The sequence below is a fragment of the Winslowiella iniecta genome (genome assembly GCF_001267535.1).
Lineage (GTDB): Bacteria > Pseudomonadota > Gammaproteobacteria > Enterobacterales > Enterobacteriaceae > Erwinia > Erwinia iniecta.
Map to the genome: position 1 here is coordinate 1 of NZ_JRXE01000047.1, position 13,511 is coordinate 13,511.

The 13,511-nt window shown below is 55.7% G+C and carries 11 protein-coding genes and 1 pseudogene; 4 read left to right on the top strand and 8 right to left on the bottom strand.

What is annotated here, in order from left to right; all coding sequences use genetic code 11:
* From NG42_RS22945 to NG42_RS21265, 4 genes and pseudogenes are all read left to right on the top strand, one after another.
* Positions 1 to 532, top strand: a pseudogene (locus tag NG42_RS22945) (OmpA family protein); the annotation flags it as partial.
* A 14-nt stretch (positions 533 to 546) separates the two neighbouring features.
* A complete protein-coding gene (locus NG42_RS21255; protein WP_052902967.1) occupies positions 547 to 2,160 on the top strand; it encodes a hypothetical protein in 1,614 nt (537 codons plus the stop codon).
* Positions 2,157 to 2,987 carry a hypothetical protein gene (locus tag NG42_RS21260; RefSeq protein ID WP_052902969.1) on the top strand — a complete coding sequence of 277 codons (831 nt, stop codon included), beginning with the start codon at positions 2,157 to 2,159 and terminating at the stop codon, positions 2,985 to 2,987. The genes NG42_RS21255 and NG42_RS21260 overlap by 4 nt, the downstream gene beginning before the upstream one ends.
* Positions 2,988 to 3,179: 192 nt before the next feature.
* The gene (locus NG42_RS21265; RefSeq protein ID WP_052902971.1) at positions 3,180 to 4,334 is read left to right on the top strand and encodes a hypothetical protein; all 1,155 of its coding nucleotides are present in this window, start codon (positions 3,180 to 3,182) and stop codon (positions 4,332 to 4,334) included.
* Here the strand turns inward: NG42_RS21265 and NG42_RS23055 are convergent.
* The 8 genes from NG42_RS23055 to NG42_RS21300 all read right to left on the bottom strand — a co-directional run.
* On the bottom strand, positions 4,331 to 4,504 hold the full coding sequence (locus NG42_RS23055; protein ID WP_173581489.1) for a hypothetical protein: 174 nt from the start codon (positions 4,502 to 4,504) through the stop codon (positions 4,331 to 4,333). The genes NG42_RS21265 and NG42_RS23055 overlap by 4 nt on opposite strands.
* Positions 4,505 to 5,201: 697 nt before the next feature.
* The gene (locus NG42_RS21270) at positions 5,202 to 7,394 is read right to left on the bottom strand and encodes a TonB-dependent receptor (protein ID WP_053115780.1); all 2,193 of its coding nucleotides are present in this window, start codon (positions 7,392 to 7,394) and stop codon (positions 5,202 to 5,204) included.
* Positions 7,395 to 7,535: 141 nt separating this feature from the next.
* Positions 7,536 to 9,479 (bottom strand): Fe(3+)-hydroxamate ABC transporter permease FhuB, encoded by a 1,944-nt coding sequence (fhuB, locus tag NG42_RS21275; protein ID WP_052902973.1) that lies wholly within the window; start codon positions 9,477 to 9,479, stop codon positions 7,536 to 7,538.
* A complete protein-coding gene (gene fhuD / locus NG42_RS21280) occupies positions 9,476 to 10,369 on the bottom strand; it encodes a Fe(3+)-hydroxamate ABC transporter substrate-binding protein FhuD (protein WP_052902975.1) in 894 nt (297 codons plus the stop codon). Before fhuD ends, fhuB begins: the two co-directional genes overlap by 4 nt.
* Before the next feature lie 229 nt (positions 10,370 to 10,598).
* Positions 10,599 to 11,828: a beta-ketoacyl-ACP synthase gene (locus NG42_RS21285; protein WP_173581490.1), complete on the bottom strand. Its 1,230-nt coding sequence runs from the start codon at positions 11,826 to 11,828 to the stop codon at positions 10,599 to 10,601.
* Complete coding sequence (locus tag NG42_RS21290; protein ID WP_052902977.1) at positions 11,825 to 12,556, bottom strand: 3-ketoacyl-ACP reductase FabG2; 732 nt, start codon at positions 12,554 to 12,556, stop codon at positions 11,825 to 11,827. Before NG42_RS21290 ends, NG42_RS21285 begins: the two co-directional genes overlap by 4 nt.
* Positions 12,553 to 13,029: a hotdog family protein gene (locus NG42_RS21295; protein WP_052902978.1), complete on the bottom strand. Its 477-nt coding sequence runs from the start codon at positions 13,027 to 13,029 to the stop codon at positions 12,553 to 12,555. The genes NG42_RS21290 and NG42_RS21295 overlap by 4 nt, the downstream gene beginning before the upstream one ends.
* Positions 13,007 to 13,511: beta-ketoacyl-[acyl-carrier-protein] synthase family protein (locus NG42_RS21300; protein ID WP_052902979.1), on the bottom strand; the 505-nt coding region annotated here is incomplete at its 5' end. The genes NG42_RS21295 and NG42_RS21300, both read right to left, overlap by 23 nt.

The following is a 13,511-nucleotide window of genomic DNA, read 5'->3' on the forward strand; positions in this document are numbered from 1 at the left end:
GTCCCTTGCCGCAAATCTCAAACCGCGGACTAACGGATTCAGCCTGATTTCTGACGCCAATGCCAGCGGCGCATTAAGCAGCTGCATGGTGGATAGCGCCCGTGTCGGCGGGCAGGCGAAGAATCTTGCCAGTGGTAAGTCCGTCGAACTGCATCAGACGCGTGAATATCTGGCGGGAATGAATGGTCGCGCCTGGGCCGGATTGGTTAATGGTCATCTGGTCACGCTTTCGCCGGTGAAAGTATTACGCGATGACGTAACTGTCACTGAAAACCCCCGCGTCTATATCACCCGCGACTATCTGTCGAAGAAAAATCGCCAGGCGGATGCGCCGGTTGCGGCGATCGCGAATGCCTGGGAAGGTGAAGACAATATTCTTTACCGCGTCTGGTTACAAAATGACAAACAGCAGGCGATCTCCTGCATCGATTTGTTAGTGCCTAAGGACGCGACCCGCGCCCAGCAGGGACAACTTTTTTATACCAACCACAGTGCAGCCTGGATGGCCGGTTACACCCCGGTACGCAGCTGATTTAAGGGAAAAACATGGAATTATTCCAAAGCGTTGCTGAAGCGATTTCGCTTTATCGTTATATCTTCTGGCCATTACTCGGTTTAATGGCGATGGTCATCATCTTTATTCGTTGGTGGGATAAGGTCAGTTATTTCTTTCTCAATCTGATGAGCGCCATGCCATTTTTTGGCTACGTCGCGCGCCTTGCACGCAGCAATGAGCCACGTCGTCAAGGCACTGGTGGCCACGCCTGGTATCCGGCCGAAGAAGCGATTTGCGCCAAGTACTGGCAACACTATAAAACCTCGAATCTCGGTGCCGATTTCTATCTGCGTTGCGTTAACTATCTGAATAAGGTCGATGAGCGGGGTCGCAAACCGACCGGACCACTGCTCTGGGCTTGCAGTGTGGCGCTGGTCTTGCTGGAAGCCTTTATCTTCGCGCTGGTGCTGTCACCGTTTATTGCCAGCAATATTTCCGCTAACCAGGCCGAATTCTCGGCGGTGGTGGTGTCAGTACTGATTGGTGTCATTCTGGTACCGGCCACCCATTTAATGGGTGCAGAACTGCATAAAAATACCCTGGTAAAGAAAATTCGCTACTGGCATGGTGAAGAACGCCACAGTGGCAATGCCAAAAGCCTGAGCAAAAATACCCAGGTTTCGCTGGAAAACACCCGTGTCGATGATAACGACCCTAACTATCTGCAGATGCTCAACCGTATCACCCACAATGCACGTGTGACGCCGCAGTACTGGGCTACCGGCATTGCGCTGGCGTTAATCCTCTTCTTTGCGGTCGGTGCCTACTTCGTGCGCGCTGCGACGATTAATGCGATGGATACCGAGGCCGTCAACGGCTCGCCATTCAGCCAGCAGGTGTCAGCACCGGTGCAGGACTCTCCCTTTGATCTGCCCGCTGAAGCGGTAGCTGACAATGCCAAAGCCGATCACCAGGCCAGCCAGGAGATCAGCGATAACCGCGTTTTCGCCTCGAAACTGACCTTCATTATTCTGTCGGTGATCTTCGTCGGCGTGCAGCTTATTGGTATTCTGATTGGCCTGTTCCGCTCCTTCGCAGGTATTGATTCTAAGATGGCGGCCAATTATATCGGCGGCTTTAGCGGCTCCGAGGAGTTCGCTGCCTGGCATGCCATGCGCCGTGAGCGGGTTGAACGTGATGCGCAGGAGAAGCTGACCGCCTTGCAAACCCGGCTGGTGATGAAGCGAACCATTAGCCAGAGTGAGCCAGTCAGCACCCTGCCCAGCTTTACTGATTATGTCAGCGGTAAAATGCGCGACAAAGCGCGTACTGATATCGAACTGGCTGCGCATCTGAAAACGCAAAGTGATGAACTGGCATTGCAAGTCCAGCCGTCTGCGCCAGCGCCACAACCCGCCAGCCTGCACGTGCCGGTTGCCGACCCACAGCAGGTGCCTGATGCTGTGGTCACCCGCGAGAGCGGCGTGAATCCGGACAGCGAGGCTGAAAAACAACGTATTCACGCTCTGGGCGATTTGACCTCCTTCAGTGAAACCGAGCTGGAGCTGATTGCCGAGGATCAGGGGATTGCTCCGGCAGCATTAAAAAAACGTCAGCAGGTTCAGGCATTACTCAACAAGGCGCGTGGCGGGAGTGCAGCATGAAAACACTCCTCGCCCTGATGCTGGTCGGTATCAGCTTTGTCAGCCAGGCGGCGGAGCGTAACGACATTCCCAGTTGCTATAGTTTTGCCAAAATGGATGAACATCGCCCGGCTGATAGCGGTCGCGAGCTGGTCGTCATTATCGATCAAACGGTAAAGGTTCCCCTCGGACTGAAAAAATCGGTGTGGAATCAGGTGTTGCGTTATACCCAACCGGGCGATCATGTGATCCTCTATCAGTTCTCCGCGCTGTTGCAGGATAACTATATGAAGCGCGAGTTTGACGGCAAACTGGAGATGCCGTTTACTGACCAGAAAGTGCGCAACAGTCTCGGTATGGACAGCCTGAAGTCGCTCGACGGCTGTCTGCAACAGCAGCAGCAATTTTTTGCCCAGACCATTGGTAAACGTATGGCAGCCAGCTTTGCCGGACAGGGTGACAATATTGCGAAAAGCGAAATTCTCGACAGCCTGAAACGGATCGGTGACGATCTGAAAGACGATCCGGCACCCGGCAAAACGCTGCTGCTGGTCTCCGATATGCTGGAAAACAGTGATTTTGGCAGTTTTTACAGCAACAATCAGATCCGTCTGCTGGCGGCGGATAAAGAGATGGCGCGCGTCACCAAACAACACCTTCTGGCTGACTTTGGCGGCGCGCGGGTGTATGTCGCCGGTGCCGGCCTGATTGACAGCGAGGCAAAAAATAATTACCGCTCCGGTAAAATTATGCAGCAACTGGAAATTTTCTGGCGCGACTATTTTTCCGCTTCACAGGCTACGGTGGTCAGCTTTGGCGCACCGGAATTAACGGTCGATATAAAATAAAACCTCTCACGCGCTTTTATCATTGAAGGCGCATTTCAATCTTCTGGCGCTGGCAGCGTATCTGATTGCTGCCACTGCGCCAGCAGTTTCGCTTAGCACCGTCATTCAGCGGCCAACAAGCATTGCTCCCGGCATTTAGTCTAGACTTAGCGGAAGCTCACGCGACAGCTCATTGCCATGGAGAGATTTCTCATGCCCGTTCAGCCGCATGCCTTGCTGATACAGCGCCACCATCCGCAACTGTTCAGCAGCTTTTTTCAGGGTAGCTTTGCCTGCTCGACCGCCTGCCGGAGTGAAGGCAAGCGCGTTGATCTGGTCGCCAGCAGCGGACACGATATGCTGCTGAATAACGACTACGCGGCGCTGGCCGATCATCAGCTGTTAACCGCTCGCGACGGTGCGCGCTGGCATCTGATTGAACAGCAACCCGGTGACTATGACTGGTCATCATTTACCCCGATGCTGCATGCCGCCGAACGCCATGGCATTGAGGTGATCTGGGAACTGGCGCATTTTGGCTATCCGTCACATCTGGATATCTGGCAACCGGCGTTTATCGACAGTTTTGCCCGCTTCGCCCGCGCCATGGCTGAAGTGATGCGCGACGAGGGTTTCAGCCAGCCCTTTTTCACTCCGATTAACCAAATTTCGTTCTGGTCATGGGCCGGTGCGCAGGTCGCCTGGCTCAATCCCAACGCCAGCGGACGCGGTAAAGAGCTCAAGCTTCAGCTGGTTCGTGCCACCATTGCGGCGATCGAGGCGATTCGCGACGTGCTGCCACAGGCGCGCTTTGTGCTCACCGATCCGCTGGTACACGTGGCGGCAGCGGACGACTCAGCGCAAGCCCAGGCGGATGCCCACCAGCAGCAGCAGGCGCAGTTTGCCGCCTGGGATATGTTGTGCGGACGCCTGCACCCGGAGTTAGGAGGTAAACCGTGCTATCTCGACATTATCGGGCTGAACTACTACCCGGATAATCAGTGGAATACCCGCGAAGAAACGCTGACGCCGGAGCATGCCGGTTACCGGCCGCTCAACCTGTTGCTGGATGAGGTCTGGCAGCGCTATCAACGCCCGTTGCTGTTGGCGGAAACCGGAGCGGAAGGTGAAGCACGGGTCAGCTGGCTGCGCAGCGTAATGGATCAGGTCAATATTGCGCTGGATAACGGTATTGCGCTGGAGGGGGTGTCGATTTATCCGCTGGTGGAATATCCGGCCTGGGCAGACGACCGACGTTCACCCGGTGCGTTGCTGGGATTAGCCGATGCCAATGGCAACCGCACGGTATACGAACCGCTGGCGTTAGAACTGCGCAGCCAGCAAATTAAAATCCGGCGTGACGCTTAAGGTCGCGCCGGATGATCGCTCTTGGTATAACAGGATTGCGCATCGACAAATTGATCGGAAGGATGACGCACATCGGACAACCAGGTCATGGTGAACAGGACGCAGACACACACCAGACAGGCAGAGAGTAAACCAATCAGGGCAATTAGCTTGTCGTCTCTGTTTTCCATCGTTCAGGTCTCCTTTATCACCGCCAACTCGCTGTAAAACGCATTATGTCATCCACAGCGTAATCATCAGGACGAAGATTATAAGTGTAAAAGAAGTCACTGCAAGTACCACGATGGCAAACTGTGCATCATCCAGGGGAACACGTGGTTCTTTTTCTACATCAGGTGGAGTCAGATTTTTCATTTTGGGTAACACGTAACAAACGCAAAATATGTTTAAAGAGACTTCAGAACGCATGGAATTAAAGCCGCGTAAATCTCTGGTGTGCAAAAATAATCACGATATGTGTCTTGGTGCACATATAAACATAAAAAAAATTAATCTATTATTATCGCTGTTGTCATATTCTGCTGACGAATCAGGCCTGGCGATATGGCAATCATTAGCGTGCAGTTTAGCATATAACGGCAGTGAAATAACCTGAAATCTGCCTAAAACCGCCTGACCTCCGGCAGCAACCCCTGCCAGGCCGTCAGAAAAACGCTGTCTGTGTCGCGACTTTCACCACCAGGTTTATCAACTGGGCTTAACTGTAACGTGATGCAGTAAGTTTACTGCCATCAAACTGTTCGCTGCCCGTTAAGCAGCTATACAGTATAGCGACACAAATGCGACCGGCGCGGCAAAAAAAAACGGATGGAATTGCTTCCACCCGTTTTTACTTTCTGCAAGCGACTCAGGTCGCTGCTTTACTCATCAGAAGTCGTAACTCATTGAGACTTTCAGAGTACGTGGCTGCCCCTGGTAAATGTAGGTACCACTGTTGTCTACGCTCGCCCAGTAGTCTTCGTTGGTGACGTTATCAACACCGACGCGCCATACCATATCGTTCTCTTGCACTTTCATACTGTAGCGTACACCCAGATCCAGCGTGGTATAGCTGTCCAGCTTTTTGGTATTGGCGGTGTTGGCATACTGCGCACCGTTATGATTAACCAGCGCGGTGGCGGTCAGGCCTTCAACCGGTTTGATATCGTATTCCACACCCAGCACCATATTGTATGAAGGTACGCCCACCGCGTTATTACCATCACTGGTGCCGTTAGCCGTTTTCGTCAGCTTAGCATCAATCCAGCTGGCGCTGCCGTTAACCCGCAGGCCCAGTACCGGCTCACCAAACAGATTCACTTCAAGGCCACGGTTACGCTGTTCGCCATCCAGCATATAGGCATTGTTGGCATTCAGCACCGCTGAAGGTAACTTGATTTCATACAGCGCCAGTGAGCCACCGAAGCGCTGATAATCAAACTTCACGCCGACTTCATTCTGTTTAGAGTGAATGACATCGGTGGTGCTGCCGTAGTTAACCGCGCCACGCGGAGCCGCTGAACCTGGCTGCAGGGACTCAATATGGTTAGCATACAGAGAAATATGCTGCCACGGTTTCACCATCAGGCCAACCGCTGGCGTCCAGCGACTTTCGCCAAAGCGCGCATCGGTATTTTCGGTGGCGGTACCGTAGTTGTATTCACGGGTGACCACTTTCTGATGACGGGTGCCGAGGGTTAACTGCACTTTGTCATCCAGCACGCCAAGGGTATCCGTCAGCAGAATACCCTGAGTACGGGTACGGCCGCGCATACCTGGATCATCCAGATCGCCGCCGGCAAAGTTCAGTTCCGGTGAAGTGATGGCCGGGGTATCATAAATATTGGTCGGTACACCGGTCAGCGCCATATCGTAAGCGGCTTTATGACGCTGGCTGGTCGCTGAGTAACCGAGGTTAACTTTGTGGTTAACAAAGCCGGTATCAAATTTACCGCGAATACCAAACATGCCGCTGTAAGCATCATTGATATTGGTGACATCCATTCGACCCATGGTGGCGGAGCCGTCAGCGTCGGTTAATTTCGGTGAACCATAAGCGCCGCTCTCATGAGAGTGCTGCGTACCGACGCCGCCATACAGCGTCCAGTTATCGGTCATATCAAATTCGCCGCGCAGCATGGCAAACTGACTTTCCAGATCGCTGTAGACCCATTTCTGACTGGTATTGTGCGTCGCGGAAGGGGCTTCAGGGATAAAATCAACGCCGCTGACGTTCACGCCGATACGACCGCCATGGAAAGTCTGTTTTTGATAGCCCATATCCAGTGAGGAACGCAGGCGATCGCTGCGGTAGTCCAGCCCAACAGAAGCCACGGTGGTACGACGTTTTTCGCCGTGCACGGCGGTATCCCCTTCGCGCTGCAACAGGTTGACTCGTGCGCCAAACTGGTTGTCATCACCAAACCGACGACCGGCATCCAGTGAGGTGCCAATCTGAGAAGCCGAAGTATAATCCACACCGAGGCGGGTCAGCGGCAGATCGTCAGCATGTTTTGGCTCAAGGTTAATCATGCCGCCAACACCGGTACCCGCAGCACCGTTCATCAGCGCATTGGCACCTTTAAACACTTCAACGCGATCGACCATATTGGCAGAAATCACCTGACGCGGCATGATGCCCGCCAGACCACCCAGAGTCATATCGTCGCCGTCCAGCTGGAAACCACGAATACGGTAGCTCTCGCCAAAGTTGCCGTAACCCTGCACGTTCTGCACGGTGGCGTCATTGCGCACCACATCAGCAATGGTTTTCGCCTGCTGATCTTCAATCATCTTCGAGGTGAAACCGACCACATTAAACGGCACATCCATGGCGTTTTGCTGGCCGAGCATCCCCATACGGCCACCGTTAGCAATCTGTCCGTCGAGATAAGCCGGGACTAATTCATCGCCACCGGGATTAAAATTGTTCTCCGGCGTCGCGACCACGGTCATCGTCGCTTCGGTGTTTTTACTGGTGTCAGGCTGAGTTGCCGCGACCGCTGGCAACCCAGCCGCGCTGATGAATACTGCCAGTAATGTACGATTGAATCTTCTGGCAGCAAACAGTGAGCTGTGCATGGTAATTTCCCTAATGGCAAAAGGAGTGATAATCGTTATTATTCAGATTTGCGATTATCCTTAGCGCCCTCACAATTGCAAGCAAAAATCACATTCTGATCGCGGAACTTTTACCCGCCTTTACACTCACCGGAAAGCCCGTCAGGCGCGGCGTAGCAGCCAGATAAACCAGGGCGCACCGAGGAAGGTCGCCAGCAATCCTGCAGGTATCTGATACGGAAAGATTATTACCCGGCCAATTCCATCTGCCAGCAACATTAAGCCTGCGCCCGCAGCAATCGCCACCATTAACTGCGGCATCGCCCGGCGAAAACCGGCCATGCGTGCCAGATGTGGTGCCATCAGACCAATAAAGCTTAACGGCCCGACGCACAGGGTTGCAGCCGCGATTAGCGCCGAAGCCAGCAGCAGGATCAGTATCCGCGACCTTTTCAGCGGAATGCCAATCGCCTGAGCGGTAAAACTGCCTAACGGCAAAATGGTTAACCAACGCGCCAGCAGCGGCGTCAGCAGCAGTAACAACAGCGCCAGTGCCGCCGTCCAGCTGGCCTGCGTGGCGGTCACCCGATAGGTAGAGCCTGACAACCAGCTTAATACCGAACTGATACGCGGATCGCCGCTGACCAGAAACAGCGTCAGAAAAGTGCCATAAACGGTACTCAGCGCCACGCCGGTCAGCAGCATGCGCGTCGGTGACAGTCCGCCGCGTTGCGCCAGCAGCAAAATCACCATCAGCGTCAGCGCCGCCCCCAGACATCCGGCGGGAAACTGCCAGATTACATTATCGCCGGGCACCAAAAACATCAGCAATACCATGGCGCAAGCGGCTCCGGCGCTGACGCCCAACACTTCCGGGCTGGCCATCGCGTTACCGGTCATCCGCTGGATTAGCGTGCCTGCCGCCGCCAGCATCGCACCGGCGGCCAGCGCAGCGACCACGCGCGGCCAGCGGAATTGCCATACCGCCTGACTGTCCACCCAACTGCTCAGAGCGTCGCCGCTAAACAACGCCAGCACAATCATCACCACCATTAGCAGCACAATAGCCATCAGCAGCGCAGGCGTCAGCGCCCTCTCCTTCTGCCGGGCAGGGCTGCGTTCGCTGCCGGACACTTGCTGATGGCGCAAACGCGTCAATAACCACAGCATCACCGGCGCGCCGACCAGCGCGGTGGCCGCACCGGTCGGGATCTCGATCCACACGGTTGCCAGTAACATCACGGCCTGATCGCTAATTAACAGCAATACGGCTCCGGTTAACGTCGACAGCGCCAGTCGTGCGGGCAGCCGTCGCGCGCCAAACAGCCGGGCAATCACCGGCGCAAACAGTCCGATAAAACCGATCACCCCGGCGACGCTGACCAGCATCGCACTCAGTACCACCGCCAGCATCAGGCCGGAAAAACGCACCAGCGCCAGCCGCATCCCGAGATTGCGCACCACGCCATCTTCCAGCCCGAGCAGGTTCAGCGGTCTGATCATCAGTGCTATCAGCAGTACCGCCAGCAACATCCGCGGCCAGAGGAAAGTCACGTTGCTCCAGTCATTCTGGTTGAGCATGCCGCTGCTCCAGATAAACAGACTCTGCAAACGGTCGTGATTAAACAGTGCCAGTAAGCTTTTCACCGCGCCGCAGTACATACCGAGCATCAGCCCGGCGAGGATTAACGTCACCGGCGACATCCGTTTGCCGCTGGCCACCAGCATCACCAGCAGTCCGATCACGATGGCTCCGGCCAGCGTAGCCAGCTGCTGGCCGGTCTCGCCCCAGCTGGCGGCATACAGCGTCGCCAGCGTCAGCCCCAGTTGCGCCCCCGCCGACACGCCAAGGGTTGAGGGTTCGGCCAGTGGATTGCGTAAAATTTGCTGGAACAGCGCGCCCGCCAGCCCCAGCCCGGCTCCCACCAGCAGGGATAACAGGGTGCGCGGTAACATACTGTAGTGAAACAGCATCTGGCTGACATCCCGCTCATCCGGCGAGAAAAACGCCTGACGCCACAGCGGCAGTGCCAGTTGACTGTGAAAATTATTGAAGGTCAGCAGCAGGGCCAACAGTAACATCAGCGGAAAAATCAGGATTCTCATGCGTTCTCCAGCAGCGTCTGCTCAAGCAGCTGGCAAAAACGCATCGCCGAGAAGCTGGCACCGTAAAACCAGACAGCCGGAATCAGATGCAATTTCTCTTCACGGACAAACGGGATGCTGCGCCACAGCGCCGAGTGGGCAATCTGCTGCACCGGGTCGTTATCGCCATGAGTCAGGCCAATGGCGCGCACATTTTTCACCTGCGCGAGGGTTTCGATGCCGACAATCGTACTGCCCCAGTAGCTACTGCCACCCTGCCAGCCATTTTTAAAACCGATCTGATTCATGGCGTCAGCGAACAGGCTGTTATTACCAAATACCATCACCCGACGGCTGTCGAGGAAAGAGAAGATCAGCAGCGGTTCCGCGGCAAACGCGCTGAGGCGCTGGCGATGTTGCCGGAAACGGTTATCCATCAGTTGCAGATGCGCTGCGGCCTGCTGTTGATGGTTAAGCAGCGCGCCGAGGGAGATCAGATCGCGGCGCATCAGAGTCAGCGGCTGGGTTTTACCATCGGTAAAATCGCCGCCCCAGACCGGCGCAATGGATTGCAGCGATGCGGCTGTCGGCCCATAGCCGTTGGAGCGAATAATCAGCGAGGGTTTCAGCCGCTGCATCATTTCGAGATTGGGTTCGGTACGCAAACCGACATCCAGCACGCCGTCCGGCAGCGCCGGTTCTACCAGCCAGCGGTGATAATTGGGAATATCGGCAATCGCCATCGGCGCGATACCCAGTGCCATCAGCAACTCAACCGGTCGCCACTCCAGCACGATAATGCGCGTCAGATCGATCTGTGTTGCCTGGCTAAGTGAGGAAAAAAGCAGTGGCGACAGCGCCATCAGCTTAAGAAACTCGCGCCGATCGGGCGCATCAACCGCAATAGTCATGGAAGCTTAATGATTATTATTCTGATTTGGATGGCTTATTATGCAATAACGCGCGGGGGATGAAAACTATGCAGCTACTGCTTGACGTTCAGGACGGTAGCCACAACGGAAAGTTGGACGCTAACCTGCTGATTTCCATAGGGGCGGCGTTCTCGCCGCCCGTGCCAGGGATTTGTACCCCACATCCTATCAGCGTGGGAGCCAAAAACGGCTTCCCTACCCACCACCGTTAGCGCCAGCGGCGGAAAATCAGCGAGGTATTGATGCCGCCAAATGCAAAGTTGTTTGACTGGATATAGTCAGTATCAACCTGCCGCACACTGCCGGTGATGTAGTCCAGTTCACCGCAGTCGGCCGCCGGCTCAGTCAGATTCAGCGTCGGCGCAAACCACCCTTCGCGCATCATTTCGATACTCATCCAGGCTTCCAGCGCGCCGCAGGCACCCAGCGTATGACCCAGGTAACTCTTTAATGAAGAGACCGGCGTATGGCGACCAAACACCGCCGCAGTGGCCAGACTTTCCGCGCTATCGCCACGGTCGGTAGCCGTTCCGTGCGCATTAATATAGCCGATATCCCGTGGTGTCAGTCCGGCGCTGCGCAGTGCGCCTTCGATACAGATTTGCATCGTTTCACGCTGCGGCTGGGTAATATGCGCCGCATCGCAGTTGGTATGGAAGCCCACCAGCTCGGCATAGATGGTGGCACCGCGCGCCTGGGCATGCTCCAGCTCTTCCAGAATCAGCGTGCCAGCCCCCTCACCAATCACCAGTCCATCGCGCTTCACGTCAAAGGGTGACGGAGTAGTTTTGGGCGCATCATTGCGCTGACTGGTGGCAAACAGAGTATCGAATACTGCGGCTTCCGACGGGCACAGCTCTTCAGCGCCACCCGCCACCATCACCGTCTGATAACCGTGACGAATCGCCTCCCACGCATAGCCAATTGCCTGACTGCCGGAAGTGCAGGCGCTGGACGTCGGGATCACCCGACCGCGTAAGCCAAAAAACAGCCCGGCATTCACCGCAGTGGTGTGCGGCATCATCTGCACATAGGTGGTGCCGGTAATATTGTTGGTGTGTTTCTCCGTCAGCATGGTGGCGAATTCGCTTACCGGCCCGGTGCTGCCGGTCGAGGAGCCATAAGCAATACCGGTTGCGCCACTGGTTAATACCGGATGGTCGAGCAGATTCGCCTGCTCCAGCGCCAGTTCGCTGGCACGCGTTGCCATCAGCGATACCCGCCCCATCGAGCGAATGCGCTTACGCGTGTAGTGTTCCGGCAAGCTGAAATTGTCGATCGGCGCGCCCAGCAGGGTATGCAGCCCCTGATAAACCTGCCACTCCGGCATCTTTCGCACGGCATTTTGCCCGGTACGCAAACCGGCAGCGACATGTTGCCAGCTCTCGCCAAATGCCGTTACGCCCCCCATACCGGTGACCACCACCCGCCGAATCACAGCATGCCTCCGTTAACCGAAATCACCTGACGGGTGACATAGCCCGCAATATCCGACATCAGATAACTTGCCAGCCCGGCCACTTCATCCGCCGCCCCCATCCGCTTCATCGGGATCATTTTCAGCGCTTCGTCGATCGCCGTCTGCTCCATCTGAATCATGCCGGTATCGATCAGTCCTGGGGCGATACAGTTAACAGAAATCTTGCGTTTCGCCAGCTCAATCGCCAGCGCTTTCGTGGCACCGATAATCCCGGCTTTGGCCGCACTGTAATTAACCTGACCCCGGTTGCCCATTATTCCGGACACGGATGAAAGAGTAATAATCCGGCCGCCTTTACGCAGGCCAATCATCGGCATCACGCAGGGATGAATGACGTTATAGAAACTGTCGAGATTAGTATGGATAACGCCATCCCAGTCCTGCTCGCTCAGCGCCGGGAAAGCACCATCACGGGTGATACCGGCATTGCTGACCACACCGTAATAAGCGCCATGCTGCGCAATATCCTGCTCCAGCTGCTCGCGACACTGCTGGCGATTGGCAATATCAAATCCCAGTACCCGCGCCGAGCCACCGTTCTGCACAATCTGCGCCACGGTCTGCTCTGCGCCCGGGCGATCGCTGTGATAATGGGCAATAAGGGTGAATCCATCCGCCGCCAGACGCAGCGCAATGGCGCGACCAATTCCTTTACTGGCGCCGGTAACTAATACTGAGCGGGTCATGACTGACTGTCCTGTTGCATAAGATAAATAAGTTCCTCGTCGTCAGGCTGGTAAGTATTTAGCCTGCCACTGGCAAAAAGTTCGCCGTTCAGGGAGATTTCACCTTCAAAGCTGGCAATTTTTTCGTCGTGCATCAGCAGCGTGACGTTAATATCCAGCAACGCACCGGCGGGAAACATTGGCTGGTGGCTGCGATAGCCACGGCCACCGAGTAACATCCCCGGCTGCGGTGGGTTATCGCTGAGCTGACGGGCATGCCAGCCCGACCAGACGCCGACTGTTTGCGCGATAATCTCAATGCCAAACCACGCTGGCAGCTCTCCGTCAGCATTCAGAAACGGACCCAGCACGCCGTCTCTACAAACGCGCACCCGGCAATGGGCGGTTTGCTCTGTCACCGCCACCACTTGCTCCACCAGCACCATCGGTGTGGCATGCGGTAAATAGTGCTCAGCGCTTAGAAACTCGGCCATGCGGCACTCCTAAAATCAGGCAGGCATTATTACCGCCAAAGGCAAATGAATTAGACAGGATCCGCGGCTTTTGCAGCGGCTGCGGCGCAGTGATCAGCCCGCAAGGCAGCAGACTGTTATCCGGCTCAGCAGCAGAAAAATCCTGCGGCGGCAGCGGTAAATTACGCGTCAGCAACAGCCAGCACAGCGCCACTTCACAAATTCCCGCTGCACCCAGCGTGTGTCCGGTCAGATGCTTGGTTGAACTGCACGGCACCTGCTCAGCAAAGATCTGATGGATAACTTGCGCTTCCACCTGATCGTTAAGGCGGGTGGCGGTGCCATGCAGATTGATATAGCCGAGATCTGGCGGCTGTAATCCGGCGTGCTGCAACGCCATATGGATGGCACGCTTCGCGCCCTCACCCTGCGGATGCGGGGCCGACATATGATACGCATCGGATGACTCGCCGACGCCCAGCAAGGCCACCGCCTGCGGCTCG